This window comes from Campylobacter concisus (genome assembly GCF_002165775.1).
GTDB lineage: Bacteria > Campylobacterota > Campylobacteria > Campylobacterales > Campylobacteraceae > Campylobacter_A > Campylobacter_A concisus_E.
Genome location: NZ_NDYP01000009.1, coordinates 106569 through 125322, shown reverse-complemented (window position 1 = coordinate 125322; position 18754 = coordinate 106569). Strand labels below are relative to the sequence as shown.

The following is an 18754-nucleotide window of genomic DNA, read 5'->3' as shown; positions in this document are numbered from 1 at the left end:
ATATAAAAAGAGGCTAAATTTATCTAAAAAGTAAAAGTACGCCGATCGTGCAAACGATAATGGCGGTGCAAATTTCAAGCAGCCTTAGGTGCGTTTGTAAAAATTTCTTTAGCATAGCTCCGCCAAGCGCGTAGATATTTAGCGAGCAAAACTCGATGAAAACGAGCGTTGCCGCGATCACGCACATACGAGTTAGACTAAAGGGATCGTCTTTATCCAAAAATGTAGGCAGTAAAGCCGAGAAAAATATCCATGCCTTTGGATTTGTGAAGCAAACGATGAGGCCGTTTATAAACATCTGCTTTTTGCTTGGTAAATTTGAGACGTTTGTTATGCTAAGCTCGCCCTTGCCAAAAAGAAGCATCGCGCCAAGATAGAGCATATAAAGCCCTGCGATGATGTTTAGCGCCTTAAATGCGTACTCAAAATGATGAAGCACCGCGCCCACGCCAAGCATACAGCAAAACGCCACGAAAGCAAGCGAAAGAAGCTGTCCGGTCATCATAATAAGCGAGTGCTTATAGCCAAAGCTCATACCGATACTCATCGCATAGGTCATATTGATGCCCGGCATTAGCGAGATAGGAGCAAGCGTGGCGAAAAAGAGTAAGAAGTCCATAAAAAGCCTTGAAATTTAGCTAACAAATATAAAAATTTAAGCTATAAATCAGATCCAGCGATCAAATTTATAGCTTAAATTTAAAAGGCGGACCAAGCCGCCTCTTTTTTTAGTGAGTCAAAAAATACTCTTGAATTTTGGCTTTGTCGCTTGTTTTTGTAAGCGCAAGCATTAAAAGCACTCTAGCTTTTTGCGCGTTTAGATTATCGCTTGTTAAAAAGCCGTATTTTGCGTCGTCCACTTCGCCGTTCATAGTCGTCTCGCCGCTTCCTACACGTGAGTCGCGAACTACCACTACGCCAGCTTTTGAAGCCTCGCCAAGAGCCTCTAGCACGCTAAAGTAAGGGTTGCCGTTGCCAAGGCCGGCACTAACGATACCTTTTGCGCCGTTTTTAACAGCTATGTTTACAAAGTCAGGATTGTCATTTGCATGAGAGTAGATAATATCAACTCTTGGAAGTTCTTTTACGCCCTCTAAGTCAAATGCTGATTTTGCTGTGTGTTTTCTGATCGGATTCATATAGTATTTTACGTTGCCATAAAAGACTGTGCCGATCTTACCGCTATTTGGTGATTTAAATGTATCAACGCCTGTTGTGTTGGTTTTGGTTACCTCTCTAGCAGCTTGAATTTCGTCATTCATAGTAACTACAACGCCTTTTCCTACGCTATCTTTGCTAATAGCTACATTTACAGCATTAAATAGATTTAGCGGGCCGTCTGCGCTTAGTGAGCCGCTATTTCTCATCGCACCTACGAGCACAACTGGCTTGTTGCTTTTAACTACTAAATTTAGAAAGTAAGCTGTCTCTTCCATAGTGTCTGTGCCGTGAGTAATGACGATACCATCAGCCTTGCCACTATTTAGAAGTTCGTTTATTCTATTAGCAAGCTTAAGCCAAACTTCATTGTTCATATCCTGTGAGCCGATATTTGAAATTTGCTCGCCTTTTATGGTAGCGATCTTGTTGATATCTGGCACGGCTGCGATTAGTTTATCGACCGTAACAGTTCCAGAAGTATAGCTTGAATCAAGCGAACCTGAGCCGCTTCCTGCTATCGTTCCACCAGTAGCTAGGATGTAGATGGTTGGCTTTGCAACCGCTAAAGTAGCACCTAAAATCATGAGTAACACCGCCTTAAAGATTAAACGCATTTTAGCTCCTTTGCATTAAAATTTGCAAAGTCATTATAATGCCATTTATTTAAAAAATTTATTAACTTCCAAATTTTATATTTATTTAAAAAATTCTTATCAAAAACATATAAATTCCAGTTGAAATAACTATGCTAAGAAGGGTATTTTTAAATTTTAAATGCATCAAAATAGCCGTAAAAACTGCTACTATCTCGCTTAAACCATAAGGAAACTCGCTAAATTTCGTATCTTTTAAGCCGTAGCAGACCAAAACGACCATTATCATCATGCCCATATGCTTCTCAATGGCGTCTAAATAAGGGTTTGACTTATGGTTTTTCAGAGCATAAAACGGCGTTGCCCTCGTTATAAAAGTAGCTAGAGCACTTAAAAGCACCGCCACAAAAAGTACCGTCTCACTTGAGCTTACACTTATCAAATTTTATCCTTAAACAAAAGCAAAAATATAAAACAAAGCGCCATTGAGCCAACAAGCACAAATTTAGCCGGAAATAGGCTCACTCCAAGCACACCAAAAAATGTCGCCAAAAAGAGTACGCGGTAGTTTTTATCATTTTTAAACATCTCGATGACAACCACTATAAAAAGTGATGTCAAACTAAACTCAAGCCCATTTGTATCGACCTTTATAAGATCACCAAGTATCGCACCAAGCAGTGTTCCAGCCGCCCAGTAAGACCATGCAAGTAAATTTAGCCAAGTAAAGACAAAACTTCGATCACTCGCCTCTTTTAGTCCCAAATTTTTAAATATGGCAAAGGTCTCATCTGTTAGCAAAGCGATGTTTAAAAGCCTAAATTTGATCCCACTATACTCTTTTAAAAGTGAAATTCCATAAAAAGTGTGGCGCAAATTTACAAGGTAGCTCACGATAAAAACCTCAACATAGCTCGTACCAACGCTAAAGAGCGAGAGCATCATAAACTGCGCTGCGCCGCCGTATGCTAACGTACTAAGCGCCACAGCGATAAATGCGCTAACACCCATACTTTTAGCCAAAATGCCAAATGCGACACCAAGCGGAAAATAGCCCATAAAGATAGAAATAGATAGTTTAAAAACGTAGTTAAATGTCAAATTTTTACCTTAATAAAAGCCAAAATGTTAGCAAAAATTTAAAAATAAGAGTAAAAATAGAGTTAAATTTTATAAAATGATAGAAATTTTTGGAGTTAAAAGATGAAAAAGGTAATTCTAATTTTATTTTGTATTCTATTTTCTTGGGGTAAAAATTTAGATACTGCCAAGCTTGAAAGTGAATGCGCTTTAAACAACATAGAAAGCTGCACCGATCTTATATATATCTACCTTGACAAAAATGAGTGCGATAAAATGGCAGCTATGGCGAACAAGGCCTGCGAGCTAGGCAATCCACATAGCTGTCTATTTTTAGGAAATACATATCTACAAAAAGACACTCTAGCACAGGAGAAAGAAGAAGGACTTAGACTTTATAATAAGGCATGTGAATTAAAAAATGCATTTGCTTGCTATACTCTTGCACTCATTTATGAAACTGGAGATGCTGGTATGTTGCAAGATAAAAATAGAGCAAAAAACTACTACAAAAAAGCCTGCGAGCTTGATTTGGAAGAAGCATGCAGTATGCTTAAAAATTTTTAATTAAGCAAAAGATGCTTTTATTCTTGCTCTTAAGAGCAGAAATTTTAGACGAGATGTATCAAAGTGGTAGCAGGATAAGAGAAAATTTTACAGGCAGTTACAAAGATGCCTCAAAAAATTTATAATTCATCAAGCAACAATAGTACTGCCAAATTTATAATTTAGACCAAATTAATGCGTCTGTTTTATCGAGTCCTTGCCTTTTGATGTTTTATTTAAAAAGCAAAATACCTCAAGCGTAAAAGCAACCAGTATAAGCCCAACGATAGCTAGAGTCGCGTTCATCCTACCTACCTTTTAAGCCCATTTACTATTTCAAGCATCGAATCACTCGTAGTTATCGCCTTTGAGTTTGCCTCGTATGCGCGCTGGCCAGTGATAAGATCGGTCATCTCTTCGACCAGCTGAACGTTACTCATCTCGACAAATCCTTGTCTGATCGTACCAAGTCCGTCAAGTCCTGCCACACCCACCACCACGTTACCGCTAGCGCTTGTTTCTAGATAGTTGTTGTCACCCATTGAGTGAAGGCCAGCTGGGTTTATAAAGTTTGCTAACTCGATCTGACCTATCTGAGCCATCTCTCTCTCACCTGCTTGGAGCACTGACACGGTGCCATCTGTGCCGATAGAAATTTGCGTCGCATTTGCAGGGACTGTGATCTGAGGGATCAGCTGATAGCCGTCGCTATTTACAATAGTGCCGTTTGCATCAAGCTTAAAGGCGCCATTTCTAGTATAAGCAGTGGTGCCATCTGGTAACTGAATCTGAAAAAATCCGTTGCCAGCTATTACCATATCTAGGTTATTGCTAGTCTCTTTAAAATAGCCCTGAGAAAAAATTTTATTTATCGCCGTTGGACGTACGCCAAGACCCACTTCGATACCAGTTGGACTTGTAGTAGTCTGACTTGTAGCCGTACCTGCGTACTCCATTACTTGATACATAAGATCAGCAAATTCAGCCCTATTTTTCTTGTATCCATAAGTATTTACGTTTGCAATGTTGTGTGAGGTTACATCTATCTGCGTCTGCTGGGCTATCATGCCAGTGGCCGCAGTGTAAAGTGATCTCATCATAGTTTTATCCTTTTATTAAGCTTTTAGGGCTAGTTTTTGAACAGCATCTTGGTTAAGATCACTCATGTGGCTTGTCATAACCTTTTGATACATATCAACTAAGCGCTGGGTTTCTATTAGACCCACCATTTCTAAAACTGGGTTTACGTTTGACATCTGAGCATATCCTTGCATTACACTATCAGCTTCATCAAGCTCGGTTATGTCGTCAAAATTTCTAGTTTCAAAGAGGTTGTCGCCGGCCTTTTTAAGATCTCTTATCTCCCTTGGTTGGGCGATAAAAAATTTAGAAAATTGATTGTTATTTGAGTATAAATTTCCATTTTTATCAGCAGTTAGCACCTCTCCTTGTGGTACTTGGATACCTCTTTGACCAGGATTTTGTGCCTCGTAGCCGCTTGGTAAAACTTTATAGCCTTCTTTTGTGACGATGTAGCCGTCGCCATCAAGACTAAAAGAGCCGTTTTTACTAAGCTTTACGCCATTTGGAGTATCGACTAAGAAGAATGCGTCATCTCTTTTTATCGCAAAGTCAAGCGTGTTTGAGCTGTATTTAAAGCCACCGGCACTAAAGTCGGTGTATTCTTCGCTCACTTGTGGCACGCGGTTAAGAGTTCTATTTAAAAATTTAGCTCCATCTTTTGTGTGATTTTTAAGCGGAAGCTCATCTTGCGTCTCTTTAAAAATTCTCGCAAAGTCACCGATAACTACGTCATTTCGCTTGTAGCCGATCGTATTTACATTTGCAAGGTTGTTTGAGATGACATTTAGTCTGTTAAACTGCGTTACCATGCCAGCAGTGGCTTGATAATAACCATTTTGCATAAATTTTCCTAATCAAAATTTGATTGTTTAGAATTTACTAAGCAATCATCGTTCCAATTTTGTTTTTATACACATTTACAAAATTTGGGTATAATCCACTTTCTTTTAAACAACACTTAAATCACAATTAGACGATTCGAAAGGAAATTTATGAGCGCCGCAAAAGACTCTTTTTCTCAGATAGAAGAGCTTTTCGCTGAAAATGCAAAAGGCTTTTTGACATACGAAAAATTAGTAAAATTATTAGACAAAGCTCCGACTGCTACGATAGTAAAAAAGATAGAACAACTAGCAAAAACGAATAAAGTCCAGCTCATCACATCTGCTGAGGCTGCAAAGCTTAGAAATTTAGCCGATGCTAAAAAACGCCAAGAAAATGCTCAAAAAAGTGATCAAGATATCGACGAAGACCTCGATCTTTCAGGCGAAAGTGACCTTTTAGAGTGGTCAAGATCTGATAGTCCAGTAAGGATGTATCTAAGAGAGATGGGTCAGATCGCACTTCTTACAAAAGATGAAGAGGTAGAGATCAGCAAAAGAATCGAGCTTGGCGAAGATATCATTATCGATGCATTTTGTTCAGTGCCATTTTTGATAGATTTCATACTTGATTACAAAGAGCCACTTATAAACAGAGAACGCCGTGTAAAAGAGCTTTTTAAGAGTTTTGAGGACGAGAGTGAAAACGAAGAGAATGAAGATAGCGAAGACGATATAGACGAGGAAGATGAGGACAACGAAGAGAACGAAGCTCCTAAAAAATCAGCCAAAAACGACAAACGTGCTGAAAAGGTCATAGAGAGCTTTAAAGCCCTTGAAAAAGCTAAAAAAGAGTGGCTAAAAACTGCAAACAAGCAAGATAAGGTAGAAAGTGACGACACAGCTTCAAAAATGGCTCTTGCATTTAAAAAGAAAATTTTAAAAGAGAAGTTGATGGATCTTGGGCCAACAAGTAAGCTAATCAGCGAAATCGTAAAATCAATGGAAACAGCTCTAAAAAGCGACGATGAATTTGATAGAGAATTAAAACGCTTAGAGTATCGCTTGCCAATGTTTAGTGATGAACTTAAGAAAAATCACAAAAGCATACTAAAAGATATCATCAAGCTTAGTAAGGAAGAAATCGCGGCTCGAGTACCAGAAGCTACAATGGTCTCAACTTATGTCGAGATCAAAAAGCTATTTACTACAAAAGAGGCAAGCAAGCAAGGCTTTGATCTTGAACCAACAAGGCTAAAAGAAATTCTAGAGCAGATCAAACGTGGAAAGAAAATTTCTGACGAGGCAAAAGCTAGAATGGCTAAGTCAAATCTCCGTCTAGTTGTAAGTATCGCGAAACGCTATACAAACAGGGGCTTGCCATTTTTAGATCTCATCCAAGAGGGCAACATTGGCCTTATGAAGGCGGTTGATAAATTTGAATATAGAAAAGGCTATAAATTTTCAACCTACGCCACATGGTGGATCCGCCAGGCTATTTCGCGTGCGATCGCCGATCAGGCAAGGACGATTAGGATACCTATCCATATGATAGAGACGATAAATCGTATCAACAAAATAAACCGCAAATACCTCCAAGAAGAGGGAAAAGAGCCTGATGTGAGCGTTATCGCAAAAGAGGTTGGACTAAGCGTTGATAAGGTAAAGCAAGTCATCAAAATAACAAAAGAGCCTATCAGCCTCGAAGCCCCTATCGCAAACGAAGAAGACGGTAAATTTGGAGATTTTGTTGAGGATAAAAGCTCACTTTCTCCAATTGATCAAATTTTAAAAAGTGACCTTAGAGAGCAGATAGATGACGTACTTTCACAGCTAAATGAGCGTGAAAAAGCGGTTATTTCGATGAGATTTGGCTTGCTTGAAGATGAGAGCGACCGCACACTTGAAGAGATCGGCAAGGCCCTAAATGTCACTCGTGAGCGCGTCCGCCAGATAGAAAGCTCAGCTATAAAAAAACTAAAACACCCAAAAGTCGGTAGAAAACTTAAAAACTACATTGAGGGCTAAAAGCCCTTTTCTTTTGGATATTTTCCTTAAGACTTTCTCTTTAGCTTTATAAAATTTAAATTTGATAATTTTTAGCAATAAATTTTACTAGCAAACTACATTAATTTCATTATTGAAAGACTAGATCTAAATTTTATTTAGCCATTAAACCAACTTAAAAATAGAAACACAAAAACTTAATATTTTTTAAAGAATAAAATTAGATAAAAAGAATTTACCGGTGCAAGACCGGTAAAAATTTATTCAGCTAGAAGTTTATCTAGTTTTGCAGCTAAGCTCGTAGTATCATGAGCTTTGGCTAAGCTCGCAGCATGTAGCTTTAAATTTGCTTGTAAATTTTCTTCCAAGTTCTTTGCGATATCACTACTATCAAGATTTTCTACACTATTAGCATTTGCCACGCTCCTTGCGGCTAGAGCATTTATACCTCTAAATACAGCATTTTGTGTTGATCCGATCTCTGAGCGAAGTGAATTTATATTTTTTAAAATTTCACCTGTATTTGAGCCGTCATCTTTGACATTTAAAAGAGCATTTGTGCCCAAATTTATATTTTTTGTACTCTCGCCTGTGAAAAATCCAAGCTCAGCATCAAATACGTTTTTGCCATTAAATTTAGCCTCTTTTACGCTATCATTCATAGCATTTCTTAGTGCGTTTATTTCGCCCTTTATACCTTTTTGTTCATTTGCTGAGAGAGTAGGATTTGTAAGCTTACTTGAAAGCTCGCCTATTCTATCTGTACTTTTACTTAAATTTAAAAGCGTTGAGTCAGCGATTTGAAGCATACCGATCATGTCGTTTGCATTTGCCAAACCTTCGTTCAAGACATTTGTTTGTGAAAGCAAACTCTCTGCGATTTGTAAATTTGCACCTGATGCCTTGATCTCGCTGTTTGCAGAGATAGCATTTAGCGCTTTCTTCTCGCTATTTTTTGCCTGATCTAAATAATAGTTTCCTGAAGCCTGGTTTGCAGTATAAGTTCCTAACTTCATAACAACTCCTTTTTAATAATTCGCTATGGATTCTACTATAAATTCTATAAAAAGTTGCAAAATCTCTATAAAATCTATTTTTTACTCTTCTAGCCTCACTGCGACTGATTTTTTATGAGCGGTTAGCCCCTCAGCTTCAGCTAGCTGCATGCATGATTTGCCAAGATGCATGATACCTTTTCTACTCACTGAAATGATCGAACTTCGCTTCATGAAATTTTCAACTCCAAGCGGCGAGTAAAATCTCGCACTTCCGCCAGTTGGCAATGTGTGATTTGGTCCAGCGATATAATCCCCCATCGCTTCAGGCGTAAAGTGTCCAAAAAATATAGCGCCCGCATGAGTCACATCATCAATATAACTTAAAGCATCGTTTGTAGCGATCTCTAGGTGCTCAACAGCAAGCTCATTCATGAGAGCAAAACACTCTTTCAAATCTTTTGCCACTATTATTGCAGCTTTATTTCTTATGCTTGCACTTGCGATCGGCTCACGTTTTAGTGTCTTTAGCTCATCTTCAATGTGTCTTTGCACAGCCCTTGCAAAAGCCTCTACCGGCGTTATCAAAAAGGCACTTGCTATCTCGTCGTGCTCGGCTTGAGAAAGCATATCAATAGCTATATGGCGAGGATCAGCGCTATCATCAGCGATCACGCCTATCTCGCTTGGACCAGCGATCATATCGATATTTACGTCACCATAAACTAGTTTTTTGGCAGTCGCTACGTAGATGTTGCCAGGGCCCGTGATGACATCTACCTTTGGCACGGTTGCAGTTCCGTATGCCATCGCTGCAATAGCACTTGCACCTCCTACTTTAAAGGCTGTCTTTATGCCACAAAGGTGCATTGCCGCAAGAAGTAAGGTATTTACCTTACCATTTGGCGCTGGAGTGCACACTACGATCTCTTTTACTCCAGCTACGATCGCTGGGATCGCATTCATAAGAAGCGAGCTAGGATATGCTGCCTTACCACCTGGGATATAAAGACCAGCGCGGTCAACCGCTGTGTATTTTGCGCCTAGCAAGATGTCATGCTCATCTTTATATGTCCAGTCGCTTGGTTTTGTGCGCTCGTGATAGCTTTTTATCCTATCGTGAGCTGAATTTAAAGCTACTCTCAAAGCATTATCTAACGAATTATATGCGGCCTCCATCTCTTTTACGTCGATTATTATGTCGTTTTTACTTGTAACGCTAAATTTATCAAATTTAGCTATCTGCGCAAAAAGTGCACTATCGCCATCTTTTCTTATCTCATCTATTATTCCAGCAACCACCGGCATTACAGCACTCATGTCATTATCACTTCGTTTAACCAGCTGTAAAAATTTACTCTCAAAATCAGCGTCACTACTATGAAAAAATTTCATTTATGCTCCTTTAATTTTAATTTTCTCTCGTATCTTTGTCTTTGTGTAATGTTACCTAAAATTCCACCCTGGTGGATATATAAAATTTCAGCTCCAAGCCTATCTAAATTTGCAAAAAGCGTGATAAAGCCAGCAGGGTCATACACTAGGTCAAATTCTACACCGCTTTTGCACACTTCAAGCCAAATTTCATAAAGCTCTGGGTATAAATTCCCAAAATGATACTTCCTTGGTGGATTTAAAATTTGCACTTTACTATCTTTATCTAGCTCATAAATTTGCTTTTTTAGATAGTCGCTGTCCCCCACGCAAGGAGTTGTAAAAACGCTAAGATCGGTGTGCTTTGCCAGATAGCATGCACTTGTACCTGTGCCTGATGGCAAAAATATATCAGGCTTTATACCACTTTTTTTGCTCCACTCATTTATCTCATTTGCCTGCGTGATAAAGCCAAGCTCGGCCTCACTCTGCGCCACGCCTTCATTTATAAAGAGTGCATTTTTGCTATTTGCAAGCTCTTTAGCAAATTTCTCACGCTCCTCTTTTACAAAAATTTCCATGCCATTTTCAAGTGCAAATTTGAAATTTCCAACTGGATTTTGCTCTAAATTTGAACTAAGATGAGAGACGACGTAGTAAAATTTAAGCCCCTTTATCTTGGCAAAAAGGCTTAAGCTATACATAGCATTTGACTGGCTTGAGCCGTGAGATACGATGGCTTTTATGCCGCTAAGATCGGCCTTTAAAAAATACTCTAGTTTTCTTGCTTTGTTGCCGTTAAACTCGCCTAGCAGATCATCTCTTAAAAGCCAAAATTCTCGCCCTCTTAAGCAAATTTTATCAATCACCCTTAAACTCCAAAAATTTCTCTATCTCGTTGATAGCCTCTTTATTTGAGAGTGAAAATTTGATCTCTATGCGTCTTGAAGCATCCTTGTCCTCGGCTCCGTCTTTAAAAACCAGCTCATTATAGCTTCGTCCGCTTGCGACAAGTAGCTTTCTAAGGCGAGTATCGTCACTAAATGAATTTATAAATTCCATCACAGCGTAAGCTCTTTTTTGTGAAAGCTCTAAGTTATAAATATAGCTTCCGTCGCTATCTGTAAAGCCTTCGATTATGATTTGATCGATGTTTGAGGAGATATCTTTGTCATTTAAAAGCACGTCAAAATATTTACTAAGCGTGGCCTTTAGCTCATCTTTGACCTCTTCTTTTAAGACTGCACTGCCTTTGTCAAAAAGTACTGAGGAGCTAAGCTTTAGCGCGCCTGAGTTTGGGTCGATCTCAATACTTGAGCCTAGCCTATCCTTTAAGGCTGAGATCACTTTTACTCTGATACCGGTTAAATTTTTCACTCTGTCACGAGTGACGTTTAGGTCCCTTAAAAGCTCGTCGTATCTAGCTTCTCTTTGGCTCACTTGCTCGAGCAAAAATGCGATCTTGGCTAAATTTTTCTCACTACTTTCGTTTGCGTCACTAAGCGCTCTATCTTTTGATGAAATTTCATCATTTAGTACGATCATCTTTTGATTTAGATCAAAAATACTAGCGTTTAGCTCTTTTATGCTCGCATTTGCGTCCTTGTTTTCCTCTATGAGCTGGGCTAGTTTTTCTTTTAGAGCGTCTATTTGGATAACAAAAATTTCATTTGATTTTTTCAAATTTATATTTTCGTCGCTTATCTTTGAAAGCTCGCTTTTTAGGGCGTCATTTAGCTCTTCGAGTGTAAAATTTCTGCCCTGAGCGTCTTTTAAATTTGCTAAGGCTGTGATGATGGTTTGCTCTTTATTTTCAAGGGTGTTTTGAGTTAGGACGTATTTTACGACGACAGCGCCGATTAGCAGCATAAAAACAAAGAGCAGACCAGCCATCAAGTCCGCGTACGAAACCCAAAAGCTTGATTGATCTTCGTTATTTTTGTTTATTTTCATTGCACTAGATTTTCGATTTTTTCTATTACAGAATTTGCTTCTTTGTCGATCTCGTCTATGTTTTTCTTAAGCTCAGCAATAAGGCTCTCGCGCTCTTTTTCGCGCTCCAAGCTCCTGCCCTCTTGCTCATATGCGGCTTTAAATATCGTAGCACTCTCTATCAGTGAGGCTCTAAATTCCTTAAGCGCTTCATTTTGCTCTTTCATGATCGAGTATGAAAATTCTCTTAAACCCTTGTCAAAGCTCTTGATAGTCTGCTCAAATTTAAGCTGGCTCTCTTTTGTGGCGTTTAAATTTCTGCTAAAAATTTCGCCAAGCTTTGCATGCTCGGTTAAAATTTTAACCTCCATATCTTTAAAGGCATTAGAAAATGCACTTACTGCCTTTAGCATATCAGAGTGGATTTTTACAAATTCATCTTGTTTTAGGCTAGCTTCATTTAGCATTTTAAGGTTTGCACTAAGCTCAGCCTTGCTTTGATTTATGATATTTTTCTCAACCTCGCAAAGCTCTTTTAGTCTGTCAAATTTTTCATTTACCTGATCGTTTAAATTTCTTAAAAATTTATCGTCAAGCACCATTTTAAAAGCGTCATGACTATCTTTGAAGTAGCCAACAGAGGCTTTCATAAAATTTGCATTTAGTTCATTTTCCTGCCAGAAAAACTCACGGCTAAGCTCTTTTTGCTCGCTGTAAAATTTCTCAAATTTACTAACGCCTATCTTTTCAAAAAACATCCACCAAAGCGCTAAAAAAATACCATAGATCGATACATAAAACGCCGTAGCCACGCCGTTTAGTAGTATAGCGATCTCTTTTTCAAGACCATCTGTGGTATTTGAGCTAAACTCTGGCATGGAGATAGCGATACTGATAAATGTACCCAAAATTCCAAGCATAGGAAAGACTGCTTGGCCGATATTTGCTAGGTTGTCATTTCTAAAATTTCTTGTGTAACTCTCGAAAAAATCTTCAAATTTAGCGTTTGCCTTTTTGACGCCTGAAATTTCAAAGAGATGAGAGATGATAAATTCTTTTAATCTTATCTTGTAGTCTTTGGCATTTGCTAAGAAATTTGAGTAGGCCACCAAGGCGCTGTGGCGTGAAAATATAAAAGCGACAAAGAGTATAACGCCCATCATGACAATGGTATGAAGCTTCATTTGAAAATTTATAACGCCAAGATACGCTAGTATTGCTAAGACATAGATGGCTAAAGGGATAAAGATAACTTTAAAAAAGACAAAGAAAGAGTGAGCTTGGCGCTCCTTTGGCACACTTAGCTCACTAAAATCATTTTGATTTTGCATAGGATTAGTTCCTATTTAGGCAGTTTAAGTCGCTAAAAGCAGTCTGAAGACGCTTAACCATGCTCTCCTCGCCGCTTCTTAGCCATTTCCTTGGGTCGTAGTATTTTTTATTTGGCTTATCATCGCCCTCTGGGTTGCCGATCTGGCCTTGCAAGTATGCTCTATTTTTGGCCTCATACTCGCGTACGCCATCCCAAAATGCCCACTGTGTATCAGTGTCAATGTTCATCTTGATAACGCCGTAACTTACAGCATTCTTGATATCTTTTAGCTCACTGCCACTACCTCCATGAAATACAAAATTTACTGGCTTGTCACTTTTTGTATTAAATTTCTTAGCGACATAGGCTTGTGAGTTTTTAAGAATTTCTGGTCTTAGCACGACATTGCCCGGTTTATAGACGCCGTGAACGTTGCCAAAACTAGCTGCGATGCTAAATTTATCGCTTATCTTGCTAAGTCTTTCATAAGCAAGCGCGACATCTTCTGGTTGAGTGTAAAGAAGTGCGTTATCAACGCCAGTGTTATCCACGCCGTCCTCTTCGCCACCAGTGACACCTAGCTCGATCTCTAGACTGATGCCAAGCTCGCTAAGCTCTTTTAGATACTTCTCGCATGTGCTTAAATTTTCTTCCAAGCTCTCTTCACTAAGATCTAGCATGTGAGAGCTAAAAAGTGGCACGCCGTGAGTTTTTTTATACTCATGGCTTGCTTTTACTAGCTCATCTATCCAAGGCAAAAGCTTTCTAGCGGCATGGTCAGTGTGTAAGATGACTGGCACGCCGTAAGCCTTGGCAAGTAGATGAACGTGCTTTGCTCCAGCGATCGCACCAAGAACGGCTGCGTTTTCGCAGGCTTTACCAGCGTAAAAACCTGCACCGCCGTTACTAAACTGAACTATAACAGGCGAGTTAGCAACCTTTGCCGCTTCTAAAACAGCATTTACTGAGTCGCTGCCTACGACATTTACAGCAGGTATTGCAAAACCTTGCTCTTTGGCATAAGCATAAAGTTTTGTTACATCATCTCCGCTTAAAACACCAGGTTTTACGATATCTAAAACGCCCATTTTACCCTCCAAATTTTATTTGTATTCTATCTTTGCTTTTTGGCGTAGAGCTTCACTTTTTTGTCTAACAGCAGCTTGGAATTTCTCCATTTTTACAGCTTGCTCGATCTCTGGTTTTGCTTGTTCAAAGCTTACAGTACCAGCTGCTTTGCCATCTTCTTTTAAGATAACATGGTAGCCAAACTGAGTTTTAACTGGCTTAGTTGAAACTGTGCCATTAGCCATTGAAAATGCTGCGTCTGCAAAAGGTTTTACCATTTGGCTTTGACCAAACCAGCCAAGCTCGCCACCGTGTGCTGCTGAGCCTTTGTCGATTGATTTTTGGCTTGCTAGCTCTGCAAATTTCTTAGTTAGAGCCTCACCTTTTAAATTTTTAAGTTGAGCGATGATGTCGTTTGCTGTTTTTTCATCTTCAACTAAGATATGTCTTGCTCTTGCTTGAGCTGGTTGATTCATGCTAGCTTTGTTTTTGTTGTAAAAATCTCTTAAATCGCTATCGCTTACTTTTATACCGTCAAATAGTTTTCTCATATAAAGCTCAACCGCGATACCTTCTTGCGCTGCTTTTACAGCTTTGATGTACTCTACATCTTTTTCGATACCGCTTGACTTAGCATCTTTTAAAAGAAGTTTTCTATTTATTAGATCGTCGATTATACGTTTTTTCTCATTTGGTTGAAGCTTGCTAGCGTCAAATCCTGGCATAGCTGCCGATAAAAGGCTTGAAATATCGCTATCGCTTATAGCATCACCATCAACTGTTGCAACTACTGCTGCATTTAGAGTAACAGCCGCTGCTAAACTTAAAACTGCTGGAAACAAAAATTTTTTCATATAAATCCTTTAAAAAATTGATTTTATGGGAAAGATTATATCAAATAAAGCGATAACTTTTCATTTAACTTAAGAAAATAAGGTAAAATACGAAAATGAGAACAAAAAAAGATATTTTAGAGATAAAAAGAAGACTTTTAGAAGAGTTTAAAGACGCCAAAAGCGAGCTTAAATTTAGAAATTTATATGAGCTACTTGTCTGTGTCATGCTCTCAGCCCAGTGCACTGATAAAAGAGTAAATTTAATAACTCCAGCCTTATTTGAAGCGTATAAAGATGTCTATGAGCTAGCTAGTGCAAATTTAGCGAGCCTAAAACTAATGATAAACTCGTGTAGCTTTTTTAATAACAAAGCGGTAAATTTAATCAAAATGGCAAATAGCGTGGTTGAGCTTTATAATGGAGAAATTCCGCTTGATGAAGAGAAGCTAAAAGCGCTTGCTGGAGTTGGACAAAAGACCGCTCATGTCGTACTTTTAGAAGCTACAAATGCAAATGTTATGGCTGTTGATACGCACGTTTTTAGGGTGGCGCACAGACTTGATCTTAGCCATGCAAAAACGCCAGAAGCTACTGAAGCTGATCTTAGCCATGCCTTTAAAACAGATCTTGGTAAGCTTCATCAAGTCATGGTGCTCTTTGGACGTTACACCTGTAAAGCCAAAAAGCCGCTTTGCCATGAGTGTATCTTAAATGATCTTTGTAACAGCAAGGACAAGGTTATTTAATTTTCTCAAGCTTTGCTAGAAAATTTTTAGCATCTATAAAACCGATAGTTCTAAGAAATTTTAGCTCATCTCCACCACTAAATAACAAGAGCGCAGGCGGATCAATAAGCCCAAAATTTCTTAGCATCTCATCATTTTGTGATCCGCCATTTGTTACATCGATACGAATAAGTGCAAAATTTGCCAAAGCATCCATAACATCACCATCTTTAAAAGTGATCTTTTCTATCTCTTTGCAGCTTACACACCAATCAGCATAAAAATCTACTAAAACGGGCTTGTTTGAGTTTTTTAGTATCTCATTTAGTTCATCTAAATTTTTAACGGAATTAAATTTTAACGCACTATCACTTTTTGCTAAATTTAGTCCAGAAAGCGGAGAAAAAGCCTCCTTTGAGCCTAAAAATGAACCAACTATTAACATAACTGAATATATAAAAACTAGGATAAAAAACGCTTTTTTAAACTTAGTCCAGCTTTGCTCTGCTACTTCAAATGCCCCAAAATAAACCGCCATAAAAACGCCTATAATGCCATATCCTAATAGCTCAAAAAATTCTCCGAGCACACGCGAAAGGATCCAAATCGCCATTATGAGCATTAAAAAACCAAAGAATTTTTTCACTTCATCCATCCAGCTACCAGGTTTTGGCAAGAGCTTTCCAGAGCTTAGCCCGATAATAAGTAGCGGCACACCCATGCCAAGCCCCATGACAAAAAGCATAATGCCACCATAAAAGACATTTCCACTTTGAGCGATATAAAGAAGCGCACCAGCTAATGGTGCTGCTACGCAAGGTGATACTATGAGAGCTGAGGCAAAACCCATAATAAAAATTCCAACATAGCCTGAACTATTTTGCGATTTTTTACTTATCAAATTTTCAAATTTTGCTGGCAATTTTATATCATAAAATCCAAACATGCTAAAGCTTAAAATGACAAAAATGGCTGCAAAAGTGCCAAGCACATAGATATTTTGCAAAGCGCCTGCGATGCCAAAGCCAAGTAGGCTAGCTGCCACTCCAGCTAGTGCATAAGCTAGGCTCATAGCGACAACATAAATGAATGATAATAAAAAGCCTTTTTTTGCATTTAAATTAGCGCCTTTTGAGACGATTATGCTTGAAAGTATCGGTATCATCGGAAAGACACAAGGTGTTAGTGAAAGCAAGAGACCATAACCAAAAAAAGTAAGAAGCGAGATAAAGAAATTTTTATCTCCAAGCCCATTTGCAATATCTTGCTCGCTAGAAAATTCTTCAGCAAAGCTGTCGGTACCGCTTTTTTGCTCTTTTTTAAAAGTAGCGATACTAAATTTTCCAGCTTGGTCAGTTATCTCATAAATTTTACTTTGTGGACGGTAGCAAATGCCGTTTTTAGCACAGCCTTGATAGTTAATGTCAAGTATCGCTTTGCCATTTGAAAGATTTTCTTTTACCAAATTTAATGGGATAAAAATCGAAAAATCTTTTGGATAAATTTCGTATTCTCCCGTATTTTCACTACTTGGCAAATTTAATAGCTCATTTATCTTTTTGCCAGCTAGTTTAATCTCAAAACTCTCTTTATAAAGATAGATATTTTCACCAAAGTTAAACTTTACCTCAACATTTTGACTATCTACACTTGGAGTTAAAACAAAGGCTTTGCTAACATCTAAAACCTCGGCAAAAAGCGAGCCTGCAAATAAAATAAGCGAAAAAAGAAATTTTAAAAACATACTAATCCTTGCTAAATTAAAAAAGATGATTTTAGTCTAAATTCTTAAATTTATTCTATTTTATTGTAAAATCGTGAAAATATGTGAAATTTTAAAGGAGCAAAGATGTCAAAAGACAAAAAACACCAAAAAGGCGAGAAGCTTGGCTATGAGGAAGAGCTTAGACTGCTTCAAATTGAACTTTTAAAATTTCAAAATTACGTAAAAGAAAAAGGCCTTAGAGTACTTATGCTAATGGAAGGACGCGACGCAGCCGGCAAAGGCGGAACGATAAAACGCCTAACTGAGCATCTAAATCCAAGAGGTTGCCGTATAGTAGCGCTTGCTAAGCCAAGTGATGTCGAAAAAACGCAGTGGTATTTTCAAAGATATGTGACTCATCTACCAAGTGCTGGAGAGATCGTGATCTTTGATAGAAGCTGGTACAATAGAGCTGGTGTTGAGCCAGTGATGGGCTTTTGCACGCAAGCAGAGCATAAGGAATTTTTACGTGAAGTGCCAAAATTTGAAGAGATGATCATAAACTCTGGCATAATTTTCTTTAAAATTTATCTATCAATCACAAAAGATGAGCAGAAACAACGCTTCAAAGAGAGGCAAAATGATCCGTTAAAGCAATTTAAAATTTCACCCGTTGATCAAAAAGCACAAGAACTTTGGGATCAGTACTCTATCGCTAAATATTCTATGCTTCTTGCCTCTCACAATAGCATTTCACCATGGGTCATCGTCTCAAGCGATAACAAAAAAGAAGCTAGACTAAATGTCTTTAAATTTATTCTAAGTCACGTTGAATATCCAAAAAAGATAAATGACTACTTGGAATTTGACAAAAACGTCGTAAGAGATGGAAGTGAAGAGATAAAGCGCATAGAAGAAGGGCTAAATAAAGATAAGTTAAAGAGTATTGATTAGAATGCTTTTAACTTTTAGCTAGCGATTTGCTTAGATTTATTAGCTAAATTTTTAAGCCCACCACATTACTTTTGCCAAAACGACCATTATCAGGCAAAGTACTAGAGCTATTAAATGTGAAAATTTACCAAATGGATCAGGCTTTTTTAAAAGAACGACATTAAAAACAGAGATAAAAGTTACAAAGCACATTATAAGTAAAACAAAAATTTTTATAAGCAGTAGCTTTTGAAAGTTGCTTTGCCACCAACCAAGCTCGCCTCCAAAATAGTCTTTTGCCATATAAGCGCCACTTATTAAAAGCAATAAAAACGCTGTGCCAAATACCTTTGCGCTGCCTTTTGTGTAGGCTTTTTTAACTATTTCAAGGGTTTTAGCATCAACCGTTTTTTTAGCAAACGGATATATGCAAACATCGAAAAATACGTATCCTATAAATACAATGGCACAAATTAAATGAGTAATCAAAAAAAATAAGTACATTTTTTAGCCTTTTTGTTTGGCATTATATAAATTTTAACTATTTAAACTGCTTATTTTAAATCAATTTTAAGAATTTATG

19 protein-coding genes are annotated in these 18754 nt (G+C 38.1%); 4 read left to right on the top strand and 15 right to left on the bottom strand.

Translation table 11 applies throughout. From position 1 onward, the window contains the following. Positions 1-19: 19 nt before the first annotated feature. The 4 genes from B9N66_RS08355 to B9N66_RS08340 all read right to left on the bottom strand — a co-directional run bounded on the left by B9N66_RS08355 (position 20) and on the right by B9N66_RS08340 (position 2855). On the bottom strand, positions 20-619 hold the full coding sequence (locus B9N66_RS08355; RefSeq protein ID WP_087580639.1) for a LysE family translocator: 600 nt from the start codon (positions 617-619) through the stop codon (positions 20-22). A gap of 109 nt (positions 620-728) precedes the next feature. Continuing rightward, a complete protein-coding gene (locus B9N66_RS08350; RefSeq protein ID WP_087580638.1) occupies positions 729-1775 on the bottom strand; it encodes a type II asparaginase in 1047 nt (348 codons plus the stop codon). A gap of 85 nt (positions 1776-1860) precedes the next feature. Further along, on the bottom strand, positions 1861-2196 hold the full coding sequence (locus B9N66_RS08345; RefSeq protein ID WP_087580637.1) for a branched-chain amino acid transporter permease: 336 nt from the start codon (positions 2194-2196) through the stop codon (positions 1861-1863). Then, a complete protein-coding gene (locus tag B9N66_RS08340) occupies positions 2193-2855 on the bottom strand; it encodes an AzlC family ABC transporter permease (protein WP_087580636.1) in 663 nt (220 codons plus the stop codon). Before B9N66_RS08340 ends, B9N66_RS08345 begins: the two co-directional genes overlap by 4 nt. 102 nt (positions 2856-2957) lie before the next feature. Between B9N66_RS08340 and B9N66_RS08335 the strand changes: the two genes are divergently transcribed. Continuing rightward, positions 2958-3401 (top strand): tetratricopeptide repeat protein, encoded by a 444-nt coding sequence (locus B9N66_RS08335; protein ID WP_087580635.1) that lies wholly within the window; start codon positions 2958-2960, stop codon positions 3399-3401. A gap of 290 nt (positions 3402-3691) precedes the next feature. Here B9N66_RS08335 and flgG read toward each other — a convergent pair whose 3' ends face one another. Together flgG and B9N66_RS08320 are read right to left on the bottom strand one after the other, a co-directional pair. Beyond that, positions 3692-4480 carry a flagellar basal-body rod protein FlgG gene (flgG, locus tag B9N66_RS08325; protein WP_021091447.1) on the bottom strand — a complete coding sequence of 263 codons (789 nt, stop codon included), beginning with the start codon at positions 4478-4480 and terminating at the stop codon, positions 3692-3694. A 15-nt stretch (positions 4481-4495) separates the two neighbouring features. Next, positions 4496-5305: a flagellar hook-basal body protein gene (locus B9N66_RS08320; protein WP_087580633.1), complete on the bottom strand. Its 810-nt coding sequence runs from the start codon at positions 5303-5305 to the stop codon at positions 4496-4498. A 150-nt stretch (positions 5306-5455) separates the two neighbouring features. On the opposite strand from B9N66_RS08320, the gene rpoD reads away from it, so the two are divergent. Next, the gene (gene rpoD / locus B9N66_RS08315) at positions 5456-7312 is read left to right on the top strand and encodes an RNA polymerase sigma factor RpoD (protein WP_087580632.1); all 1857 of its coding nucleotides are present in this window, start codon (positions 5456-5458) and stop codon (positions 7310-7312) included. 239 nt (positions 7313-7551) lie between these two features. Here rpoD and B9N66_RS08310 read toward each other — a convergent pair whose 3' ends face one another. From B9N66_RS08310 to B9N66_RS08280, 7 genes are all read right to left on the bottom strand, one after another. Continuing rightward, positions 7552-8307, bottom strand: a complete 756-nt coding sequence (locus B9N66_RS08310) for a flagellin (protein WP_180382093.1) — start codon at positions 8305-8307, stop codon at positions 7552-7554. An 81-nt stretch (positions 8308-8388) separates the two neighbouring features. Continuing rightward, positions 8389-9681 carry a histidinol dehydrogenase gene (gene hisD / locus B9N66_RS08305; protein ID WP_087580631.1) on the bottom strand — a complete coding sequence of 431 codons (1293 nt, stop codon included), beginning with the start codon at positions 9679-9681 and terminating at the stop codon, positions 8389-8391. Further along, positions 9678-10529: a pyridoxal-phosphate dependent enzyme gene (locus B9N66_RS08300; RefSeq protein ID WP_087580630.1), complete on the bottom strand. Its 852-nt coding sequence runs from the start codon at positions 10527-10529 to the stop codon at positions 9678-9680. Before B9N66_RS08300 ends, hisD begins: the two co-directional genes overlap by 4 nt. Continuing rightward, complete coding sequence (locus tag B9N66_RS08295) at positions 10522-11613, bottom strand: OmpA family protein (RefSeq protein WP_087580629.1); 1092 nt, start codon at positions 11611-11613, stop codon at positions 10522-10524. The genes B9N66_RS08300 and B9N66_RS08295 overlap by 8 nt, the downstream gene beginning before the upstream one ends. Further along, entirely contained in the window at positions 11610-12923 is a 1314-nt protein-coding gene (locus tag B9N66_RS08290) for a MotA/TolQ/ExbB proton channel family protein (RefSeq protein WP_087580628.1), read from the bottom strand. Before B9N66_RS08290 ends, B9N66_RS08295 begins: the two co-directional genes overlap by 4 nt. Positions 12924-12927: 4 nt before the next feature. Further along, complete coding sequence (gene fbaA / locus B9N66_RS08285) at positions 12928-13992, bottom strand: class II fructose-bisphosphate aldolase (protein ID WP_087580627.1); 1065 nt, start codon at positions 13990-13992, stop codon at positions 12928-12930. A gap of 15 nt (positions 13993-14007) precedes the next feature. Next, positions 14008-14826 (bottom strand): peptidylprolyl isomerase, encoded by an 819-nt coding sequence (locus tag B9N66_RS08280; RefSeq protein ID WP_087580626.1) that lies wholly within the window; start codon positions 14824-14826, stop codon positions 14008-14010. A gap of 95 nt (positions 14827-14921) precedes the next feature. On the opposite strand from B9N66_RS08280, the gene nth reads away from it, so the two are divergent. Further along, a complete protein-coding gene (gene nth, locus B9N66_RS08275) occupies positions 14922-15554 on the top strand; it encodes an endonuclease III (protein WP_087580625.1) in 633 nt (210 codons plus the stop codon). Here nth and dsbD read toward each other — a convergent pair. Further along, positions 15547-17277, bottom strand: a complete 1731-nt coding sequence (dsbD, locus tag B9N66_RS08270) for a protein-disulfide reductase DsbD (RefSeq protein ID WP_087580624.1) — start codon at positions 17275-17277, stop codon at positions 15547-15549. The two genes, nth and dsbD, sit on opposite strands and share 8 nt — an antisense overlap. Positions 17278-17382: 105 nt before the next feature. Here dsbD and ppk2 point away from each other — a divergent pair, with 105 nt between their 5' ends. Further along, positions 17383-18192: a polyphosphate kinase 2 gene (gene ppk2, locus B9N66_RS08265; RefSeq protein ID WP_087580623.1), complete on the top strand. Its 810-nt coding sequence runs from the start codon at positions 17383-17385 to the stop codon at positions 18190-18192. A 51-nt stretch (positions 18193-18243) separates the two neighbouring features. Here the strand turns inward: ppk2 and B9N66_RS08260 are convergent, their stop codons facing one another. Then, the gene (locus B9N66_RS08260; protein WP_087580622.1) at positions 18244-18675 is read right to left on the bottom strand and encodes a trehalose-6-phosphate synthase; all 432 of its coding nucleotides are present in this window, start codon (positions 18673-18675) and stop codon (positions 18244-18246) included. Positions 18676-18754 lie beyond the last annotated feature (79 nt).